Origin of the sequence: Pseudomonas fluorescens (genome assembly GCF_018614775.1) — a bacterium.
Classification (GTDB): domain Bacteria; phylum Pseudomonadota; class Gammaproteobacteria; order Pseudomonadales; family Pseudomonadaceae; genus Aquipseudomonas; species Aquipseudomonas fluorescens_BY.
In genome coordinates this window covers 55,767-76,468 of sequence record NZ_JAGGOF010000073.1, presented here as the reverse complement: position 1 = coordinate 76,468, position 20,702 = coordinate 55,767, and the positions used below count along the sequence as shown (strand labels likewise).

Sequence of the window (20,702 nt, the reverse complement as noted above, 5' to 3'; positions counted from 1 at the left end):
CATGGCATTGAACCGATTTGTGCAGGCTGATGAAGATCCACTGGGAGGTCCTCTGCTGGTTGACATTCCCCTGTGGGAGCGAGCCTGCTCGCGATAGCGCTGCATCAGCCGACAACAGTGTCGAAGGTGCCGGCCTCATCGCGAGCAGGCTCGCTCCCACAATTAAGCAGAAAGCGAGAGCCTCGGATTACTTGGGATACCCGGCGCGCTTCATCTCGCGTTCGGTGGTGGACTGCGCGGCGGTCAACGCCTGGTCCACGCTTTGCTGGCCGGTCAATGCGCCCGAGAAGAACTTGCCGACCTGGGTGCCGATGGCCTGGAACTCGGGAATGGTCACCAACTGGATGCCGATGTAAGGCACCGGCTTCAAGGTCGGTGCTTTCGGGTCGGCGACTTTCAGCGACTCCAGCGTCACCTTGGCAAATGGCGCGGCCTTCATGTATTCGTCGCTATAGGTCGAGGTGCGGGTGCCCGGCGGGACATTGGCGATGCCGTCGGTCTTGGCAACCAGTTGGCCGTATTCCTTGGACGTCGCCCAACTGGTGAAGACCTTGGCGGCGTCCTTGGCCTTGGAACTGGTCGGGATCGCCAGCGACCAGGAGTACATCCACGAGGTGCCTTTGTCGGTTTTCTCGTGGGGAGCGAAGGTGAAGCCGACGTGGTCGGCGACCTTGCTCTGGGTCTTGTCGGTGACGAAGGAGCCGGCGACGCTGGCATCGACCCAGATCGCGCACTTGCCGCTGTTGAACAGCGCCAGGTTCTCGTTGAAACCGTTGCTGGAAGCACCCGGTGGGCCGGATTTCTTCATGTTGTCGACGTAGAAGTTCAGCGCGTCTTTCCATTCGGGCCCGTTGAATTCCGGCTGCCACTTCTCATCGAACCAGCGCGCGCCGAAGCCGTTGGCCAGGGTGGTGATCAGCGCCATGTTCTCGCCCCAACCGGCCTTGCCCCGCAGGCACAGGCCGTACTGTTCCTTGGTCTTGTCGGTGAGTTTCCCGGCAAACTCACCGATCTGGGTCCAGGTCGGGTGTTCAGGCATGGTCAGCCCGGCGTCCTTGAACAGGTCGGTGCGGTAATAGGTGATCGAGCTTTCGGCATAGAACGGCAGGGCGTACAGCGAACCCTTGACGGACAGGCCGTCCCGCACGGAAGGAAAGACGTCATCCAGGTCGTAGGAAGCCGGCAGGTCCTTCATCGGCTCCAGCCAGCCCTTGGCACCCCAGAGTGCGGCTTCGTACATGCCGATGGTCAGCACATCAAACTGTCCGCCCTGGGTGGCGATGTCTGTGGTCAGGCGCTGGCGCAGGACGTTTTCTTCGAGCACCACCCAATTGAGCTGAATGTCCGGATGCTCGGCCTCGAAGGTCTTCGAGAGCTTTTGCATGCGGATCATGTCGCTGTTGTTGACGGTGGCAATGGTGAGTGTCTGTGCGCCAAAGCTGACGCTGCTGAGGGTCATGCAGGTGGAGACAAGCAGAGCTTTTACCGAAGGTTTCATCGCGCACTCCTTTTCCGCGCCGGGGGCTGCAGAAGGACAGTTATTGTTTTTGTGTCTTCCGGATGAAGGGAAGAATGTGCGCTGATTACAGCCCGCTATGGACGGCGTGACAAATCATCCGTCGCACTTGTGCTGATACTTTTTTGCACTGGACCCAAATCCCGGCTGAAATGATTAACCTTTGGCAATGGATTTTTGTGGGAGCAAGGCTTGCCCGCGATGCAGGCGCCTCGGTTCTCCAAGAGGCTGCGTAATCTTCATCGCGGGCAAGCCTTGCTCCCACAGATATCCCACCATAGAAATAATTCGAGAGCGTCAGCCCTGGTTCTGCTCGGTCAACCGCTGCACCGCCAGCCGCCGGTAGTGGGACGGGGTCATGCCTTTGAGCTGCTGGAAGCGGCGGTTGAAGTTGGAAATGTTGTTGAAGCCCGACTCGAAGCACACGTCCGTCACCGGCTTGTCGCCGTCGGCGAGCAATTCGCAGGATTTGCTGATGCGCAGGCGATTGACGAATTCGATGAAACAGCGGCCGGTGGCCTGCTTGAACACCCGGCTGAAGTAGGTGGGTTTCATGCCCAGGTGCTCGGCGACTTCTTCCAGGGACAATTCCCGGGCGTAGTGGGCAAAGATATAGTCGACCGCGCGGTTGGTGCGGTCGACGCTGTGCTCGTCCGCCGGTTGCGAGGCCGTGGCGCCGGAGAGCAACTGGTAGTCATCGGTGGAGGCCAACAGCTCCATCAGGATGAAAAAATGCCCCAGGCGGCTCATGCCCTGGGCGTCGGCAATGCGCTGCATCAGGAGCATGGCCTGGCGGATGGTGCGTTTGCAGCGAAACTCGATGCCGTACTGGGCACGTTCGAGCAGCGGGGCGACGGTCTTGAGTTCGGCGAAAACCTGATGGCCGCTTTCGAACAGCTCGTCGGTGAAATTCACCAGCATGTCGCGCTTGGGCACCACTTCATCCTCGGCCACCTGGCTGATCCAGTTGTGGGGCAGGTTGGGGCCGGTGAGAAACAGCGATTGCGGATAGAAGTTGCCGATGTAGTCGCCGATGAACACCTTGCCGGAACTGGCGACGATCAGGTGCAGCTCGTATTCCTTGTGGAAATGCCAACGCACCAGCGGGCACGGAAAGCCGTGCTGGCGGTAGATGATGGACAGCCCGTTGTGGTCGTCCATCAACTCATAGGAAGGGTCGGTGACTCTGGCTGTTCGGGTCATGGGCCTGGCGCTTTTATTGTTATCGCCGCTGGATAATGCCCCCTTCGCCGGACGGGTGCCAGCCCCGATCCAGGTCCTGCATCAGCTGTTGCGGTTTTTTTCTTCAATCCACTGGGACATGTACTGGGTGCTCTTGTGCAGGTGGTGACGCAGCATGCCGCCGGTAAAATTGTCCCGGCGCCGTTGCGCCAGCTCCGCGCGGCAGGCTTCGATGCTGTCAATCAGCGCCGGGCCGTGCACCTGTTTGCGGTAACGCGCTTGCAGCAGCGTCAGGCCTGCATCCCGGGCCTGGGTCCAGCGTTCCTTGTCACTGTAAAGTTGCACCGCCGCGTGGGCGATGGCTTCAGCGCTCTGGGCGATCGAGCCAGGCCAGGGCATTTCGCCGTGCATGGCCTCGGCGCCGATGGGCGTGGTGACATTCGGCGTGCCGCAGAGCATGGCGTCGATCAGCTTGCCCTTGATGCCGGCGCCGAAACGCAGCGGTGCCAGGCAGATACGTGCCGCAGACATGACCTGCAAGGCGTCTTCGGCCCAATTCATGATATGGAAGCCCTGCGCCGGGTTGTGCAGCGCGGCGGCCTTGGGCGGGGTGTAGGCGCCGTACAGGTGTAATTGCGCAGCGGGCAGTTGCTGGCGAATCAACGGCCAGACGGCGTTCTTCATCCAGAGCACGGCGTCCCAGTTCGGCGCGTGGCGGAAATTGCCGATGCTGAGGAAATGCGCACGGTCTTCGAACGGCACCCGCGCCTCGCCGGGCACATCCAGCATCAGCGGGCACCAGTGCAGCAGGCTGCGAGGCAGTTTGAAGTGTTCCACCAGCAATTCGATTTCAACCTCGGACACCATCAGGTTGAGGTCGCAGCGGTACAGGGCGGCGATTTCCCGCTTGGCAAGATCGGTGTCGGCCATCAGTGCGAACGTTTCACCCAGCGCCGGGGCGAACAGGTCGCTGAAATCCTGGGATGCGTCATCAGCCTTCAGGCGGTCCTTCAGGCGCTGGTGCCGGGCGTGACGCAGGCTCTGCAGGTCGGAGGTCTCCAGCAGGCGCAAGGCATCAGGACAGTGTTTCTCGACCCGCCAGCCGAATTGCTCTTCCATCATGAACTGGTCGAACAACACAATATCCGGTGCCAGCTCACCGATGAAGGCATCGAAACTGCTGTTGTTGAGTTCGATCGGCACTTCGCGGATGCCCAGGGCGGCCAAGTCCGCGCGGTGCTCGCCGAAGCCCGCGGGGCTGCTGAAGGTGATGTCCCAACCTTGTCCGAGAAAGGTTTCCAGGATCTGCATGACATGTCCACTGGCAGCCGACGAGCGCGGTTCCGGCCAGACATAGCCGATGACCAGGACCTTGGTGGCGGTAGGGTGACGCATGGGCAGGCGCTTCCTTGGGTCGAATCAGGCGCCGTCGGCGCGCGGGGCGCCGATAGTGACCAAGAATGCGCCTGGGCTCAAGAAAGAATGCGTCGGACCTTGTCGCGCAACTGGTCGATGGAAAAGGGCTTGCCAATGACGGCCATGCCCTGCGGCACGTCAATGCTTTCGGCATAGCCACTGGCAAACAGGATCGACAGCCCGGGCCGTACCAGTTGTGCCTGCTTCGCCAGCTCCCGCCCGTCCATCACCGGCAGGCCGACGTCCGTCATCATCAGAGCGATAGGCTGCTGGTCATTGCGCAAGAACGCCAGGGCCTGTTCACAGCCGTCCGCTTCCAGCACCTGGTATCCCAGTTCTTCCAGTACGTCGACGATCAACATCCGCACAATGTCGTCGTCCTCCACGACCAGGATGGTGGGTTGGGTGGCGGAAGCGGGGGTGGACATAGTAGGTATCTCGAAAAAAGGGTCGGAAAAGGCTGAAAGACAATCGCCTCATGCATGAGTAAGTGGCGAGGCAGCACAAGTTCCCGGGGTTGTACAAGAAAGGATCTATAGTACAAGAGCTGACAAGGATAGTCGCTTCCTTGATACAAGGCAGGCCGCCGTAGGAATTGCGCCTTTAACTCGTCAGAAAGTGTGGATCCAACCGGTATTTTTCGGGCAAAATCCACGGTTTTCAACTGTCTACCAAGGCCTATTCCATGCCCCTTTCGTCTTCGGTTGATGAGCAGAGTTTTCGCAAGCTCCTGAGCCGCAATATCAGCCTGCCGCTTGGCATTGGCGCCCTCAGCGCGGTGTTTTTTGTCGTGCTGATCTCTTATCTGCTGTCGGTGATCCAGTGGGTCGGGCATACCGACCGGGTGATCAATAACGCCAACGAAGCAGTCAAGCTGAGCGTGGATCTGGAAACCGGCATGCGCGGTTATCTGCTCAGCGGTGACGAGCATTTCCTCGACCCCTATGACATGGCCAAGCCACAGATTGCTGCCGCGCTGGAAACATTGCTGGAATTGACAGCCGACAACCCCATACAGACCGACCGCTTGCACAAGGTCCAGGCGCTCCAGGCGGAGTGGGCTACTTACGCCCAGGGCCTGATCGAGCTGCAGCGCAACAGCGGTGACTACCGTGGTGCGGTCAAGGCCGGGCGCGGCAAGCGCTTGACCGACGAAATTCGAAAGACCTTCGAAGACATCGTTGAAACCGAGCAGCGTTTGCGTGCGGAGCGCAACGAGCGGGTGCGCACAACGACCGTCTGGAGCATCGTCCTGTACGTCCTGTTCGTTGGCATTGTCAGCGGTCTGCTGGCCTATATCGGCCGTCGTGACTTGTTGAGGCTGTCCCACAGCTATAGCACCAGCCTGGAAATCCAGCAAAAGAGCGCCCTGCACCTGGAAAAACAAGCCTGGCTGCGCAATGGTCAGACCCGGTTGGCCGAGCAAGTCCTCGGGCAGCTGACGCTGAACCTGTTGGGTCGCAATATTCTGCAGTTCTGTGCCCAGTACCTGGGCGTCGCCGTAGCGGCGCTCTACGAGCGGGAAGAAAACGGCGTCCTGAGGCGGGTTGCCACCTATGGCTTGTCCCGTGACGAGGAAGAGCAGCAGCAGGTCATCGTCGCTGGCGAAGGCATTGCCGGCCAGGCTGTGGAGCAGGGGCGTCTTATCCGTCTGGATGATGTCCCCGACGGCTACCTGAAGGTCAGCTCCGGGTTGGGCCAGGGCTTGCCCAACAGCGTACTGGTGGTGCCGACCAGCGATGACAACCGGATCAACGGGGTCATCGAACTGGGTTTCCTGCGCCCGCTGGAGGAGCGCGACATCGAACTGCTGGAGCGGGTGGCGGGCAATATCGGCACGTCCATCGAAGCCGCCCGTTATCGCCAGCGCCTGCAAGAAGTGTTGGCCGAAACCCAGCAGTTGAATGAAGAGCTGCAAGTCCAGCAGGAAGAGCTCAAGACCGCCAACGAGGAGCTGGAGGAGCAATCACGCATACTCAAGGAGTCCCAGACCCACCTGGAGGCCCAGCAACAGGAGCTGGAACACACCAACGATCAGTTGGCCGAGCAGCGCGACGCCATGGACCAGAAGAACAACGAACTGAACCTGGCCCAGGTCCAGCTGCAGGAGCGTGCCGAAGAGTTGCAGCGTTCGAGCAAGTACAAGTCCGAGTTCCTCGCCAACATGTCCCATGAGCTACGCACGCCGCTCAACAGCTCGCTGATCCTGTCCAAGCTGCTGGCGGAGAACCCGCAGCAGAACCTCAGTGAAGAGCAGGTCAAGTTTGCCGAGTCGATCTACTCTGCCGGCAATGATTTGCTGAACCTGATCAACGACATCCTCGACATTTCCAAGGTCGAGGCCGGCAAGCTCGAAGTGCGTCCGGAAAACACCAGCGTATCGCGCCTGGTGGAGGGGCTGCGGGAGATGTTCAAGCCGCTGGCGGCCGAGAAGGGCCTGAATTTCGAGGTGCAGTTGCTGCCGGATACGCCGCCGATGCTGTACACCGATCGCCAGCGCCTGGAGCAAGTGATCAAGAACCTGTTGTCCAACGCGGTGAAATTCACCGAGCATGGCACGGTGTCGCTGTCGGTGGCCGGTCAACCGGGCTTTGGCATTGCCTTCATGGTTCAGGATTCCGGCATCGGCATTGCCGCTGACCAGCAGCAGATTATCTTCGAGGCCTTCCGCCAGGCGGACGGCACCACCAATCGGCGGTATGGCGGCACCGGCCTGGGCTTGTCGATTTCCCGGGATCTGGCAGCCCTGCTCGGCGGTTCTATTTCGGTCTCCAGCGAGCCGGGGCAGGGCAGCGTATTCACGCTGGTGTTGCCTGAGCGCTATGTCGAGCCAGGCGACACGCCGGTGGAACCGCGCACGTTCACTCCGACGGCCACCGCGCCGGCGCCATTGGCGCACAAGCCTGCCCCGGTGCCACTGATTGCCGAGGTGGAGGTGCCCATCGCCCGCTTCGCCGACGACCGTGACAAGGCCCCGTTCGACACCCGGTGCATCCTGGTGATTGAAGACGAGCCCAGGTTTGCCCGGATTCTCTTCGACCTGGCCCACGAGCTGGGCTACCAATGCCTGGTAGCCCACGGTGCTGACGAAGGCTTCGACCTGGCCTCGCAACTCGGCCCCGACGCGATCCTGCTGGACATGCGCCTGCCGGATCATTCCGGGTTGACCGTGTTGCAGCGCCTCAAGGAGCAGGCCCAGACCCGGCACATCCCGGTCCATGTGATTTCCGTCGAAGACCGCGTCGAAGCGGCGATGCACATGGGCGCCATCGGCTACGCGGTCAAGCCGACCACCCGCGAAGAGCTCAAGGACGTGTTTGCCCGCCTGGAGGCCAAGCTGACCCAGAAGGTCAAGCGCGTGCTGCTGGTGGAAGACGATGATTTGCAGCGCGACAGTATCACCCGCCTGATCGGTGACGATGACATCGAGATCACCGCCGTTGGCCTGGCCCAGCAAGCCCTGGACCTGCTGCGCAGCAATGTCTACGACTGCATGATCATCGACCTCAAGTTGCCGGACATGCTCGGTAATGACCTGCTCAAGCGCATGTCCACCGAGGACATCTGCTCGTTCCCGCCAGTGATCGTCTACACCGGGCGCAACCTGACGCGCGATGAAGAAGCCGAGCTGCGCAAGTATTCGCGCTCGATCATCATCAAGGGCGCCCGCTCGCCGGAGCGACTGCTGGATGAGGTGACACTTTTTCTGCACAAAGTCGAATCGCGGTTGTCCCATGAGCGGCAGCGGATGCTCAAGACCGCCCGCAGCCGCGACAAGGTTTTCGAGGGCCGCAAGGTACTGCTGGTGGACGATGATGTGCGCAATATCTTTGCCCTGACCAGCGCCCTGGAGGCGAAGGGCGCGATCGTGGTCATCGGCCGCAACGGCCTTGAGGCGATCGAGCGGCTGAATGAAGTCGATGACATCGACTTGGTGCTGATGGACGTGATGATGCCGGAAATGGACGGCTTCGAAGCCACCGCGCTGATCCGCAAGGACCCGCGCTGGCGCAAGTTGCCGATCATCGCCGTGACGGCCAAGGCCATGAAGGACGATCAGGAGCGCTGCCTGGCGGCCGGATCCAACGATTACCTGGCCAAACCGATCGATCTGGATCGTCTGTTCTCGCTGATCCGTGTGTGGTTGCCGAATATGGAAAGAATTTAGTGGAACGAGACACAGACATTGAACTGCGGTTGTTGATCGAAGCGATCTACCTGAAATACAGCTACGATTTTCGCGATTATTCCGGCGCTTCCATCAAGCGCCGGGTTCATCACGCGCTGACCCAGTTCGAGTGCAAGACCATCTCGGCACTGCAGGAGCGCGTGTTGCACGACCCCGGGACGTTCATGCAGTTGCTGCAAGTGATGACAATTCCGGTCAGCGAGATGTTTCGCGACCCTTCACATTTTCTCGCGATTCGCGAGGAAGTGGTGCCACTGCTCAGGACCTACCCGTCGATCAAGATCTGGATCGCCGGCTGCAGCACCGGGGAGGAGGTCTACTCCATGGCGATCCTGCTGCGCGAGGAAGGCCTGTTGGACCGTACCTTGATCTATGCCACCGACATCAACCCGCGGTCGCTGGAAAAAGCCAAGCAAGGCATTTTTTCATTGGAGAACGTGCGCGGCTATACCCAGAATTATCAGCGCGCCGGAGGACGGCAATCGTTTGCCGATTACTACACGGCCGCCTACGATTACGCGATGTTCGATAAAACGCTGTGCAAGAACGTAACCTTTGCAGACCACAGCTTGGCGACCGACAGCGTATTTTCAGAAACTCAGTTAATTTCTTGTCGTAACGTATTGATATATTTCAATAAAAAGTTGCAAGATCGTGCGTTCGGACTGTTTCACGAGTCCCTTTCCCATCGTGGTTTCCTGGTGTTGGGCAGTAAGGAAACGCTGGATTTCTCGGCTTACGGCCAGCAATTCGAACCGTTGGTCAAACCGGAACGGATCTATCGCAAGCTATGAACCAGACGCTGGACAGACCCAGGTTCCCCATTGAGGCCATTGTCGTTGGCGCCTCTGCCGGTGGTGTCGAAGCATTGCTCAAGGTGTTCGGGCACCTGCGCAAGGGCTTCGGTGTGCCTATTCTCCTGGTGCTGCATTTGCCTGATGAGCGCAACAGCCAGTTGGCCCAGGTGTTTGGCCATCGCCTGGCGGTGCCGGTGGAAGAAGCCCGCGACAAGCAGGACATCGTGCCCGGTACCTTGTATGTCGCCACGCCCGGCTATCACTTGTCGGTCGAGGCCGATCGCAGCCTGTCGTTGAGCCTGGAAGCACCGGTCCATCATTCGCGACCATCGATTGATGTGCTGTTCGAGTCGGCCGCCGATGTCTATGGCCCGAACCTGCTGGGGGTGGTCCTGACCGGTGCCAACCATGATGGCGCGCGGGGCCTGGCCAAGGTCCGGGAGCTGGGTGGTTACACGGTGGTCCAGGACCCCGACGAAGCCCAGGTCTCGACCATGCCCGAGGCAGCGCTGGCCCTGCACCAGCCCGACCATATCCTCACTTTGCAAGACATCGGCCAGTTGCTGGCCGGGTTGGAATGAACCACATGCCAAGAGATATTCAAGCCAAACTGCTGATCGTCGATGATCTGCCGGAGAATCTGTTGGCCCTGGAAGCGTTGATCAAGGGCGATGACCGCGAGGTCTACAAGGCCCTGTCGGCAGACGGCGCGCTGTCCCTGCTGCTGCAGCATGACTTTGCCCTGGCCATCATCGACGTACAAATGCCGGACATGAACGGTTTCGAACTGGCCGAGCTGATGCGCGGCACGGAAAAAACCCGCAGCATCCCGATCATCTTCGTCAGTGCCGCCGGCCGTGAGCGCAATTATGCCTTCACCGGTTACGAAAACGGCGCTGTCGACTTCCTGCACAAGCCGCTGGACACCCACGCCGTCAAGAGCAAGGTCAATGTGTTCGTCGAGCTCTATCGCCAGCGCAGGGCGGTGAAGGAACAGGTGGTCGCGCTGGAGCAGAGTCGCCGCGAGCAGGAAACGCTGCTGCAACAGTTGCAGGCCACCCGCAGCGAGCTGGAGCAGGCGGTGCGCATGCGTGACGACTTCATGTCCATTGTGGCCCACGAGGTTCGCACGCCGCTCAATGGCCTGATTCTCGAGACCCAGTTGCGCAAGATGCACCTGGCCCGGGACAACGCCGCAGCGTTCAGCCTGGACAAGGTGCGCAGCATGGTCGAGCGCGATGAGCGCCAGATCAAGAGCCTGATCCGGCTGATCGAGGACATGCTGGACGTCTCGCGGATTCGCACCGGGAAATTGTCGATCCGCCCCACGCGCTTCAACCTGACGGGGCTGGTAGAGAACCTGCTGCGCAACTTCCAGCCGCAGATCGCGCTGGCCGAATGCTCGTTGGTCTGCACGGCAGATCCTTCGGTAGAGGGCTTCTGGGATGAGTTCCGCATCGAGCAAGTGGTGTCGAACCTGCTGACCAACGCGCTGCGCTACGGTGGCAAGAGCCCGATCGAAGTGCGTGTCTACCAGACGCCCGAGCATGCCTGCGTCGAGGTCCAGGACCATGGCATCGGCATCAGCGAAGAGGACCAGAGACGCATCTTCCAGCAATTCGAGCGGGTGACTTCCAAGGCGGTTACCGCCGGCCTGGGGTTGGGACTGTTTATTTCCGAGCAGATTGTTACGGCTCATGGAGGGACCATCACGGTTGATAGCCGCCTCCATGAGGGGGCTTTGTTTCGGGTTTGCCTGCCCCATCAGAAAGTTGTCGGACAAACGCAACCTCTGAGTGACCCCAGGGTCGTATCAGCAGCTATTGATCGAACAAAGGCTTCCCATGAGTGAAGATGCGCAAGATGTTGTACTGATCGTCGAAGATGAACCATCGATCCTGATGGTGTTGTCGACCTACCTGTCAGGCCAAGGGTATCGGGTCCTGGAGGCCGAGAACGGCGAGCGGGCCTTCGAGATCCTGGCAAGCAAGCCGCACCTGGACATGATGATCACCGACTTCCGCCTGCCGGGCGGGATCTCTGGGGTGCAAATCGCCGAGCCAGCCGTCAAGCTGCGCCCCGACCTGAAGGTCATTTTCATCAGCGGCTACGCCCAGGAAGTGCGTGACACCGACAGCCCCATCACCCGCAAGGCGCCGATCCTGGAAAAGCCGTTCGACCTGGACGTGCTGCAGGGGATCATGCAGTCGATGTTGTCCTGACGGCCCGTGGCGAGGGAGCAAGCTCCCTCGCCACGTTTGCTCTATGCAGAGCGCCAGCTCAGCCCCCAATCATCTCCCGCACCTTCGCCGTCAACAGGTCGAACGTGAACGGCTTGGTGATCATCTGCATGCCCGGGTCGAGGAAGCCGCCGCGGACCGCCGCATGCTCGGCATAACCGGTGATGAACAGCACGCGCAGGTCCGGACGAAGCTGTCGGCCGATTTCCGCCAGTTGTCGGCCATTCATGCCCGGCAGGCCCACGTCGCTGATCAACAGGTCGATGCGTTGGCCTGATTGAAGGATCGGCACGGCGCCATCGGCGTCGGCCGCTTCGACGAACGCATAGCCCAGTTCGGTCAACACGGCACTGACCAGCACGCGCACCGCAGGATCGTCCTCGACGATCAGCACGGTTTCGCCATCCAGGGCATACGGTGGGTGCTGGGCATCGACCAGGGGTTCGTGGACCTCTTCACCGACGAAGCGCGGCAGGTAGAGGTTCACCGTGGTGCCGACGTCGACCTGGCTGTCGATGGTCACATGACCCCGGGACTGCTTGCTGAACCCGTAGATCATCGACAGGCCCAGCCCGGTGCCCTGACCGATCGGCTTGGTGGTGAAGAACGGATCGAACGCGCGGCTGATCACTGATTCGGGCATGCCGCAGCCAGTGTCTTGCACGCTCAGCACCACGTAATCACCGGGTTCAAGATTGCTATAGGCGTCGGTGAAGTCGGCATCCAGGTGTTGATTGGACGTGCGCACCACCAGCATGCCGCCGTCCGGCATCGCATCCCGGGCGTTGAGCACCAGGTTGAGCAGGGCGCTTTCCAGTTGGTTGGGGTCGGCTTCGGCCACCCAGAGCAGGTCGTCCAGTTGCATGTCCAGACGGATGCTTTCGTTGAGGCTGCGTTGCAATAACTCGCCCATGGACAGCACCAGAGTGTTCATCTGCACCGCCTTGGGGTCCAGGGACTGGCGGCGGGAAAACGCCAGCAGGCGATGGGTCAGGCCGGCGGCGCGGTTGGCCGAGGTCACGCCCAAGTCGATCAGGCTGTCGAGGTCCTCGGTGCGGCCTCGGGCCAGCCGCCGGCGCAGCAGTTCGAGGCTGCCGATGATCCCGGTGAGCATGTTGTTGAAGTCATGGGCGATACCGCCGGTGAGTTGGCCAACCGCCTCCATCTTCTGCGACTGGCGCAGGGCTTCTTCATTGTGGCGCAACTGGGCGGTGCGTTCTTCGACTTGCTGCTCCAGGGTTTCGAGCGTCGTTTGCAGGCGCAGTTCACTGTTGCTGAGGTCGATCAGGCGATCCCTGGCCTCGTATTGCCTTCGCCGACCGCGCACGGCGGTCCTCACCAGGCTGACCAGGGTCGTCGGATGGAAAGGCCGTTCGAGGAACGTGACGTTGCCCAACTGCGTCCCAATCCGCGCCGTCGGGTTCCGTTCCGGGCCGCCGTGATGGGTCAGCAGGACGATCGGCAGGTCGGACCAGGCGGGTTGCTGTTCAATGAGCGCGAGCAGGGTTTCCAGGTCTGGCCCCGGTAACGCTTCGGAAGCGATCAGGAGCAAGCCAGCGCCGTGCTCCAGTTCTTCGCACAGGTGGCCCATATGGCTGCAGATCAAGCCAGGGAAACCGGCTTCGTTGAGCAGCGACAGGGCGATCTGGCCGTCCCGGCCCAGCGGAGCCAGGATCAGCGCCCGTTCCGACAGAGGTTCAGTCAGGGTCACTTGGCATTTTCCCTGAGCAGCGGATTACCTTCTCCCAGATAAGTCGGCACCCCGCGCAGCACGCCCTGGAAGGATTCCAGCGGCTCGCCGATAGTCAATCCTTCGGCGCTGATGCGGTATTCGCGGATGGTCGACTCGTGGCTGCCGGTGCGTTTCTTGATCACCGAAATGGCCCGACGGACCTTGCCCAGCGCTTCGAAATAGCGCAGCAGGACGACCGTGTCAGCCAGGTAGGTGATGTCCACGGGGGCCTGCATGTCGCCCACCAGGCCGTGCTGCGCCACGGTTATGAAGGTCGCCGCCCCCCGGCGGTTGAGGTAGAGCAGCAGTTCATGCATGTGCAGCACCAGGGCGCTTTCCTCAGGCATGGAGGCCTGGTAGCCATTGATGCTGTCGATGACTACGGTCTTGATGTCGCCTTCGTCGATGCAACGGCGCACGCGGTGCGAGAACTCGCCGGGGGACAGCTCGGCAGCGTCGACCTGTTCGATCCACAGGTTGCCGGTTTCTTGCAGCGCTTCCAGATCAAAGCCCATGTTTTTCATGCGATCGAACAGCAGGCCCAGTTCTTCATCGAAGATGAACAGTGCCGCCTTCTCGCCGCGCTGCACGGCAGCCACGGCGAAGATAATGGATATCAGCGATTTGCCGGTGCCGGCGGGCCCAAGGATCAATGTGCTTGAACCCGTCTCGATACCGCCACCCAGCAACGCGTCCACCCCGGCAACGCCGCTGGACAGCTGTTGGCGCAGATAGCCCCCGCGGTGTTCGGCGGCAATCAGGCGCGGGAAGACGTGTATACCGTCCGCCATGATGGTGAAGTCGTGGAAGCCACCGCGATATTTCTGCCCGCGGTACTTGGCCACCCGCACCCGTCGCCGCTCGGCGCCGTAGGCAGGCGTCAGCTCTTCCAGGCGAATCACGCCGTGGGCGACGCTGTGCACGGTCTTGTCCAGGGATTCAGCGGTCAGGTCATCCAGCAGCAGGACGGTCGCCTCGTAGCGCACGAAGTAGTGCTTGATCGCCAGGATCTGCCGACGGTAGCGCAAGGAGCTTTGCGCCAGCAGGCGAATTTCCGAAAGGCTGTCGAGCACCACTCGGGTTGGCTTGACGCGCTCGACCACTTCGAAAATCTGCCGGGTGGCTTCGCCCAACTCCAGGTCCGAGGAATACAGCAGGCTCTGCTGATGCTCGGCATTGAGCAGGTCGTCGGCCGGGGTCAGCTCGAAGATATGGATATTGTCGTGCAGCGCCCAACCGTGGGAGGCGGCGCCCTGGCGCAATTCACGTTCGGTTTCCGACAACGTGATGTACAACGTTCGCTCGCCGGCCTGGGCGCCGGCCATCAGGAATTGCAACGCGACCGTGGTCTTGCCGGTCCCGGGTTCCCCTTCCAGCAGGAACACGTGGCCGCGGGACAAGCCACCGGAAAGGATGTCGTCCAGTCCTTCGATACCGGTGGCGGCTTTAGCGCTGATCAACTCGTTGGATGTAGTCAAAAAATACCCTCTCATGACTAGGGGGAGGCAGCAGGCCTGTGTACGCCTGAAAATTAACTGCCTGAATACTTGACCTTTGGCGGTGATGACGGTTCCGCTTCCCTTGGCAAAACGAGTGCTGCTGCACACTTTCCGGGTGCGGTTCACGAGGCCTACAAGCCTTGTTGCAAGGCGGGGTCGTCCGGGTTGAGCTGTTCAAGTTGCGCCAGCAGGATCTGTACGTTCTGCAGTTGCCCGGTCTCTTTCCAGTAGTTGATCAACAACACCCGCGCCTTGCGGTCGGCCGGGTGGCGCTGGACGATTTCCTGGAGCTGTTTCAGCGCCGCTTCCACTTCCTGCTCGGCGTGCAAGGTGGTCGCCAGGTCATAACGGTACGTGCTGTTCTCGGGTTCAAGCTCAACGGCCTTGGACAGGCCGAGCAAGGCGAATTCGCTCTGGCCATGGTGCAGCAACCACAGGCCCAGCGCATGTTGCAGATAAGCCGACTCCGGTTGGGTTTGCAACTGCCGGGCGAGTAATTGTCGCGCCGCTTCGCCCTGGCCTTGCTTGTCCAGCACTTCGATCTGCATGACCAGCGCCGGGAGGTTGCCCGGTTGCAGGTGTAATGACTGCTCCAGGGCCTGCTGGGCCTTTTTCAACTCGGCGTTGTGCAGGTGCAGTCGGGCGAGCTGATAGTGGGACTCAGCCGTTGGCGGGCCGTCTTCGAGCACGTGTTCCCAAGTGTCGATGGCCTGCTGCATGGCGCCGAAATACAAGCCCAGGTCATCTGGCGACAAGCCGAGCAGGGCGTTGACCGCGGCGAGGCGGACATTCTCGTCGCCGTCATCGAGCAACGGCCCCAGCAGCAGGCTGCGTTGGCCGGTCGGGACCAGACCGACGACGCTGCCGATGGCGGCTCGGCGCACCTCTGGCGATTCGCTGAGCAGGTCTGCGTCCGCCAGTTTCAGCGCTTGGGGGCTTGGGTAATTGGGCAGCTCGGCGTGCAACCAGACCCGGCGCTTGGGCGACAGGTCCGGGCGACCCAGTTGCTGGTAGAGCATCCGCGCCGCGCCGGGCTGCCCGTTACGCGCTTGTTCCAGGGCCTCGCTGTAGCCGCGCTTGATGGCTTCGGGGATTTGTGGCGCGGTGCTGCGTTGCCACATCGCGACCAGACCGATCACCAACAGGACGGACAGGCTCAGGAGCAGATAGCGGCGAGACGGGGGCATGCAGGAAGTCCATAACCAGGAAACATGAAATGTCGCAAGCTTCGGCCAGGCGGGGCTGTGAGTCAAACCTTGTAAACTCTGAGGGAGTGTGTGCACCACAATCCCCTGTGGGAGCGAGCCCGCTCGCGATGGCGGTGGGTCAGTCGATGGAGGTCTTGGCTGACACACCGCCATCGCGAGCAGGCTCGCTCCCACAGGGTTTATTGGGTGGGCTCAGGATTTGTGTGCGCCACAAGGCGGCAACCAAAAAAAGCCCCGCGTCCGTATGAGACGCGGGGCAAACAATTTGGTTGGTTGCGGCCAACCAAAGGAGCTCGGTTGGTAAGGGTGAGTCAGTTGCTGGCGACGGTTTCGGGTTGCCAGCCACCGCCCAGGGCCTTGTAGATCGCAACGATGCCGCGATACAGGTCGACCTCGGCCTGGGCCTGGGTGTCTTCGGCGGCCAGGCGTTCGCGTTGCGCGTCGAGCAGCACGAGGAAGTCCACGGTGCCTTCGCGATAGCGGATTTCGGCCAGGTCGGCGGCGGCGCGGCTCGATTCGCTCTGGCGGATCAGCGAGATCAACCGTTGCTGGCGCTTGCCGTAGTCGCTGAAGGCGTTTTCCGACTCTTCCAGGGCCAGCAGCACTTGTTGCTCGTAGGTCGCCAGGGCGCCCTCAGCCTCGGCGTTGGCACCGCGCAAGCGCGCCCGCACGCTGCCCAGGTCGAAAGCTGCCCAGGTGATGCTCGGGCCCAGTGCCCAGGCGTTGGCCGCCGAGGAACCGATTTGCGAACCGCGCCCGGCGGTAAAGCCGAGGAAGCCGCTCAAGCTGACCCGGGGAAACAGGTCGGCCTTGGCTACGCCGATGCGCGCCGTGGCGGCCGCCAGTTGGCGTTCGGCGCTGAGAATGTCCGGACGCCGTTGCAGCAGCTCGCCCGGGTCGCCGATCGGCAGGGCCTTGGCAATGGCCGGCATCTGCTTGGGGCTCAGGTCCACGCTCAGTTTGTCCGGACGCTCGCCGAGCAGGGTGGCGATGCGATTGCGCTGACGCACCTGTTCCGCTTGCAGTTGCGGCACGCTGGCTTCGACCGAGGCCAGGCGCGCATCGGCGCGAACCACGTCAAGTTGGTCACCGACGCCGGCGTCGCGCAGGCTTTCGGTGATCTTGCGCGAGTCCTGCTGGTTCTTCAGGTTCGCCAGAGCGATTTTTTCCCGCTGCTGCGCGCCGCGCAGTTGACCGTAGGCGTCCACCAGCTCGGCGATCATCGTCACCTGCAACTGGTAGAGATCGGCCTCGGCCGCCTGCTGGTCGGCGTCGGTGGCTTCCAGGTTGCGTTGGATGCGGCCGAACAGGTCGAGCTCCCAGGCCATGTCCAGGCCCAGGTCGTAGCGCTCGGTGTTCACACGGTCAGTGGTCTGCCCGGGAATCTGGCCTTTGCCCAGGTTACTGCTGGCGCGGCTGGTGATGGTCGGCATGACGTCATTGCTGGCGTCATCGCGAATCGCCCGGGCGGCCCGCAGACGGGCGAAAGCCACGCGCAACTCGCGGTTGCCGTCCAACGACTGGGTCACCAGCGCATTGAGGGTCGGATCCTCGAACTGTTGCCACCAGACGCCTTCGAAACGGGCGCGGTCGAAATTCTTCTGGCCGGCGGCGCCGTCGGTGGCGGTGGTGATGTTCGCCGCCTCCGTTTTCGGGGCCTGGTAGTCCGGGCCCACGGCGCAGGCGCTCAACGCCAGGACCAGCAAGCTCGGCACGAATGCTTTCAAACTCATTGTTGCGCCTCCAGTTTCAAGGCCCGGGCGGCCTTGCGGGCCTCGCTGCGCTCGACGAAGTTACGGATCAGTACATAGAACACCGGGGTCAGCAGCAGGCCGAAGAACGTCACGCCGAGCATCCCCGAGAACACCGCGACACCCATGGCGTGACGCATTTCCGCACCGGCGCCACTGGAGAACACCAGGGGTACCACGCCCATGATGAAGGCGAAAGAAGTCATCAGGATCGGCCGCAGACGCAGGCGGCAGGCTTCGAGCACCGCAGCCAGCGGGTTCATGCCTTCGAGCTGTTTATCCTTGGCGAACTCGACGATCAGGATCGCGTTCTTACAGGCAAGCCCCACCAGTACGATCAAGCCGATCTGGGTAAAGATGTTGTTGTCGCCGCCGGACAGAATCACCCCGGTGATGGCCGACAGCAGGGTCATCGGTACGATCAGGATCACCGCCAGCGGCAGGCTCCAGCTTTCGTATTGCGCGGCGAGCACCAGGAACGCCAGCAGTACGCAGAGCGGGAACACGAACAGCGCGGTGTTGCCCGAGAGGATCTGCTGGTAGGTCAGGTCGGTCCACTCGTAGGTCATGCCGTTGGGCAGTTCGTCCTTGAGCAGTTTCTCGATGGCTTTCTCGGCCTGGCCGGAGCTGTAGCCCGGGGCGGCGGCGCCGTTGATTTCAGCGGTGATGAAGCCGTTGTAGTGCATCACGCGGTCCGGGCCCGAGGTGTCGCTGACCTTGATGAAGGTCGCCAGGGGGATCATCTCGCCACGGTTGTTGCGTACCTTGAGCTGACCGATCTGGTCCGATTCGAGACGGAACTGTTGCTCGGCCTGGACGTTGACCTGATAGGTGCGGCCGAAGCGGTTGAAGTCGTTGGCATACAACGAGCCCAGGTAGATCTGCAGGGTGTCGAAGATGTCGCTGACGGCCACGCCGTGGGTCTTGGCTTTTTCACGGTCGATGGCGGCATCGACCTGCGGCACGTTCACGGTGTAGCTGGTGAACAGGCCAGCCAGTTCCGGCACGCTGCGGCTCTTGGTGATGATGTTCATGGTTTCCTTGTACAGCTCGTCGTAGCCCAGGTTGCCCCGGTCCTCGATTTGCAGGCGGAAACCACCGATCGTGCCCAGGCCCTGTACCGGCGGCGGCGGGAAGATCGCCATGTAGGCTTCCTGGATTCCGGCGAACTGGCCGTTCAAGGCGCCGGCAATGGCACCGGCCGATTGGCTCGGGTCCTTGCGCTCGTCAAAGGGCTTGAGGGTGACGAACACGATGCCGGCGTTCGGGCTGTTGGTGAAACCGTTGATCGACAGCCCAGGGAACGCCACCGCGCTTTGTACGCCGGGCTGTTTGAGGGCCAGGTCGGACATGCGCTTGATCACGTCTTCGGTGCGGTCCAGGCTCGCCGCATCCGGCAGTTGCGCGAAGGCCACCAGGTATTGCTTGTCCTGGCCGGGCACGAAGCCGGTCGGTGTGTTCGAGAAGCCGAAGAAGGTCAGCACCATCAGGCCCGCATAGAGCAGCAGGGCGATGCCGCTGCTGCGGATCACGCGGCCGACGGTGCCTACATAACCGTGGCTGGCACGTTCGAAGAAACGGTTGAACGGACGGAACAGCCAGCCTCCGAAGATCTTGTCGAGGAACTTCGAGAAACGGTCCTTGGGCGCGTCGTGGCTCTTGAGCAACACCGCGGCCAGGGCGGGCGACAGGGTCAGCGAGTTGACCGCGGAGATCACTGTCGAGATGGCAATGGTCAAGGCGAACTGTTTATAGAACTGCCCGGTCAAGCCGCTGATGAATGCCGCCGGAATGAACACCGCACACAGCACCAGGGCCGTGGCGATGATCGGGCCGGTCACTTCGCCCATGGCGCGCTTGGTCGCTTCCACTGGGGTCAATCCCAGCTCGATGTTTCGTTCGACGTTCTCCACCACCACGATGGCGTCGTCCACCACGATGCCGATGGCCAGAACCAGGCCGAACAGCGAGAGGGCGTTCAGCGAGAAGCCAAACAGATGCATCACCGCGAACGTACCGATCAGCGATACGGGCACGGCCACCAGCGGGATGATCGAGGCGCGCCAGGTCTGCAGGAACAGGATCACCACCAGCACCACGAGGATCAGCGCTTCGAACAGGGTGTGCACCACCGCCTCGATGGAGCCGCGAACGAAGATCGTCGGGTCATAGACAATGCTGTAGTCCATGCCGGCCGGAAAGCCTTTCTTCAGCTCATCCATCTTGGCGCGAACGTCGTTGGAGATCTGGATGGCATTGGAGCCCGGACGCTGGAAGATCGGGATCGCCACCGCCGGCTGGTTGTCCAACAACGAACGCAGGGCGTACTGGCTGGACCCCAGTTCGACCCGGGCGATGTCCTTCAGGCGCGTGATTTCACCGTTGGCACCGGAGCGAATGATGATGTTTTCGAACTCTTCCTCATTCACCAGGCGACCCTGGGTATTGATCGAGAGCTGGAAGGCCTGGGCATTCGGCGCTGGCGGCGCCCCCAGGGCACCGGCGGCAACCTGGCGGTTCTGTTCACGGATCGCCGTGACCACGTCGGTGGCGGTCAGGTTGCGCGAAGCGGTCTTGTTCGGATCCAGCCAGACCCGCAGGGAATAGTCACCCATGCCGAACAGTTGCACGTCACCCACGCCGCCCAGGCGCGCCAGCTCATCCTTGATGTTGAGCAGGGCGTAGTTGGACAGGTAGAGCATGTCGTAGCGTTTGTCCGGCGAGGTCAAGTGCACGACCATGGTCAGGTCGGGCGAGGCCTTGTCCACCGTGATACCGATCCGGGTCACTTCTTCCGGCAGCTTGGGCTCGGTCCGGGTGACGCGGTTCTGCACCTGCACCTGGGCGTTGTCCAGGTCGGTGCCCAGGGCGAAGGTGATGGTCAGGGTGATCTTGCCGTCAGCGGTCGATTGCGAGGACATGTACAGCATGTTCTCGACACCGGTGATGGCCTGTTCCAGGGGCGCGGCCACGGTTTCGCCGATGACCTTGGGGTTGGCGCCGGGGAAGTTGGCGCGAACCACTACGGTGGGCGGCACGACTTCCGGGTATTCGCTGATCGGTAGCTGGAACAGCGAGATGGCGCCGGCGATCAGGATCAGCAGCGAAAGCACCGCTGCGAAGATCGGCCGCGAAATGAAGAACTGGGAAAATTTCATCTTGGATTCAGTCC

At 61.6% G+C, this 20,702-nt stretch carries 14 protein-coding genes; 5 read left to right on the top strand and 9 right to left on the bottom strand.

Annotation, left to right across the window (positions count from 1 at the left end; translation table 11 throughout):
• Window positions 1-187: 187 nt before the first annotated feature.
• The 4 genes from J7E36_RS18995 to J7E36_RS18980 form a co-directional block, all read right to left on the bottom strand.
• Window positions 188-1,498: an ABC transporter substrate-binding protein gene (locus J7E36_RS18995; protein WP_215006193.1), complete on the bottom strand. Its 1,311-nt coding sequence runs from the start codon at window positions 1,496-1,498 to the stop codon at window positions 188-190.
• 315 nt (window positions 1,499-1,813) lie between these two features.
• Entirely contained in the window at window positions 1,814-2,719 is a 906-nt protein-coding gene (locus tag J7E36_RS18990) for an AraC family transcriptional regulator (protein WP_215006190.1), read from the bottom strand.
• Between the two features lie 81 nt (window positions 2,720-2,800).
• Entirely contained in the window at window positions 2,801-4,093 is a 1,293-nt protein-coding gene (locus J7E36_RS18985) for a glycosyltransferase (protein ID WP_215006187.1), read from the bottom strand.
• Window positions 4,094-4,170: 77 nt separating this feature from the next.
• Complete coding sequence (locus J7E36_RS18980; RefSeq protein WP_215006184.1) at window positions 4,171-4,542, bottom strand: response regulator; 372 nt, start codon at window positions 4,540-4,542, stop codon at window positions 4,171-4,173.
• A gap of 257 nt (window positions 4,543-4,799) precedes the next feature.
• On the opposite strand from J7E36_RS18980, the gene J7E36_RS18975 reads away from it, so the two are divergent.
• The 5 genes from J7E36_RS18975 to J7E36_RS18955 are packed head-to-tail and all read left to right on the top strand — an operon-like array spanning window position 4,800 to window position 11,322.
• On the top strand, window positions 4,800-8,282 hold the full coding sequence (locus J7E36_RS18975; RefSeq protein ID WP_215006182.1) for a response regulator: 3,483 nt from the start codon (window positions 4,800-4,802) through the stop codon (window positions 8,280-8,282).
• Window positions 8,282-9,097 carry a CheR family methyltransferase gene (locus J7E36_RS18970; RefSeq protein WP_215006179.1) on the top strand — a complete coding sequence of 272 codons (816 nt, stop codon included), beginning with the start codon at window positions 8,282-8,284 and terminating at the stop codon, window positions 9,095-9,097. The genes J7E36_RS18975 and J7E36_RS18970 overlap by 1 nt, the downstream gene beginning before the upstream one ends.
• Window positions 9,094-9,681: a chemotaxis protein CheB gene (locus J7E36_RS18965; RefSeq protein ID WP_215006176.1), complete on the top strand. Its 588-nt coding sequence runs from the start codon at window positions 9,094-9,096 to the stop codon at window positions 9,679-9,681. The genes J7E36_RS18970 and J7E36_RS18965 overlap by 4 nt, the downstream gene beginning before the upstream one ends.
• Before the next feature lie 5 nt (window positions 9,682-9,686).
• A complete protein-coding gene (locus J7E36_RS18960; protein WP_215006173.1) occupies window positions 9,687-10,952 on the top strand; it encodes a hybrid sensor histidine kinase/response regulator in 1,266 nt (421 codons plus the stop codon).
• Window positions 10,945-11,322, top strand: a complete 378-nt coding sequence (locus J7E36_RS18955; protein ID WP_215006170.1) for a response regulator — start codon at window positions 10,945-10,947, stop codon at window positions 11,320-11,322. The genes J7E36_RS18960 and J7E36_RS18955 overlap by 8 nt, the downstream gene beginning before the upstream one ends.
• A 58-nt stretch (window positions 11,323-11,380) precedes the next feature.
• Here the strand turns inward: J7E36_RS18955 and J7E36_RS18950 are convergent, their stop codons facing one another.
• The 5 genes from J7E36_RS18950 to J7E36_RS18930 all read right to left on the bottom strand — a co-directional run bounded on the left by J7E36_RS18950 (window position 11,381) and on the right by J7E36_RS18930 (window position 20,688).
• A complete protein-coding gene (locus J7E36_RS18950; protein ID WP_215006167.1) occupies window positions 11,381-13,051 on the bottom strand; it encodes a response regulator in 1,671 nt (556 codons plus the stop codon).
• Window positions 13,048-14,550, bottom strand: coding sequence for an ATPase domain-containing protein (locus J7E36_RS18945; protein ID WP_215006164.1), 1,503 nt, complete (start codon window positions 14,548-14,550; stop codon window positions 13,048-13,050). Before J7E36_RS18945 ends, J7E36_RS18950 begins: the two co-directional genes overlap by 4 nt.
• A gap of 152 nt (window positions 14,551-14,702) precedes the next feature.
• Window positions 14,703-15,758: a tetratricopeptide repeat protein gene (locus tag J7E36_RS18940; RefSeq protein ID WP_215006161.1), complete on the bottom strand. Its 1,056-nt coding sequence runs from the start codon at window positions 15,756-15,758 to the stop codon at window positions 14,703-14,705.
• Window positions 15,759-16,090: 332 nt separating this feature from the next.
• Window positions 16,091-17,512, bottom strand: coding sequence for an efflux transporter outer membrane subunit (locus J7E36_RS18935; RefSeq protein WP_215006159.1), 1,422 nt, complete (start codon window positions 17,510-17,512; stop codon window positions 16,091-16,093).
• Window positions 17,509-20,688 carry an efflux RND transporter permease subunit gene (locus tag J7E36_RS18930; protein WP_215006156.1) on the bottom strand — a complete coding sequence of 1,060 codons (3,180 nt, stop codon included), beginning with the start codon at window positions 20,686-20,688 and terminating at the stop codon, window positions 17,509-17,511. Before J7E36_RS18930 ends, J7E36_RS18935 begins: the two co-directional genes overlap by 4 nt.
• Between the last annotated feature and the right edge of the window lie 14 nt (window positions 20,689-20,702).

Coding starts and splice junctions, on each gene's coding strand:
- J7E36_RS18995 (WP_215006193.1), bottom strand. CDS start 1,498: ATGAAACCTTCGGTAAAAGCTCTGCTTGTCTCCACCTGCATGACCCTC.
- J7E36_RS18990 (WP_215006190.1), bottom strand. CDS start 2,719: ATGACCCGAACAGCCAGAGTCACCGACCCTTCCTATGAGTTGATGGAC.
- J7E36_RS18985 (WP_215006187.1), bottom strand. CDS start 4,093: ATGCGTCACCCTACCGCCACCAAGGTCCTGGTCATCGGCTATGTCTGG.
- J7E36_RS18980 (WP_215006184.1), bottom strand. CDS start 4,542: ATGTCCACCCCCGCTTCCGCCACCCAACCCACCATCCTGGTCGTGGAG.
- J7E36_RS18975 (WP_215006182.1), top strand. CDS start 4,800: ATGCCCCTTTCGTCTTCGGTTGATGAGCAGAGTTTTCGCAAGCTCCTG.
- J7E36_RS18965 (WP_215006176.1), top strand. CDS start 9,094: ATGAACCAGACGCTGGACAGACCCAGGTTCCCCATTGAGGCCATTGTC.
- J7E36_RS18960 (WP_215006173.1), top strand. CDS start 9,687: ATGCCAAGAGATATTCAAGCCAAACTGCTGATCGTCGATGATCTGCCG.
- J7E36_RS18955 (WP_215006170.1), top strand. CDS start 10,945: ATGAGTGAAGATGCGCAAGATGTTGTACTGATCGTCGAAGATGAACCA.
- J7E36_RS18940 (WP_215006161.1), bottom strand. CDS start 15,758: ATGCCCCCGTCTCGCCGCTATCTGCTCCTGAGCCTGTCCGTCCTGTTG.
- J7E36_RS18935 (WP_215006159.1), bottom strand. CDS start 17,512: ATGAGTTTGAAAGCATTCGTGCCGAGCTTGCTGGTCCTGGCGTTGAGC.
- J7E36_RS18930 (WP_215006156.1), bottom strand. CDS start 20,688: ATGAAATTTTCCCAGTTCTTCATTTCGCGGCCGATCTTCGCAGCGGTG.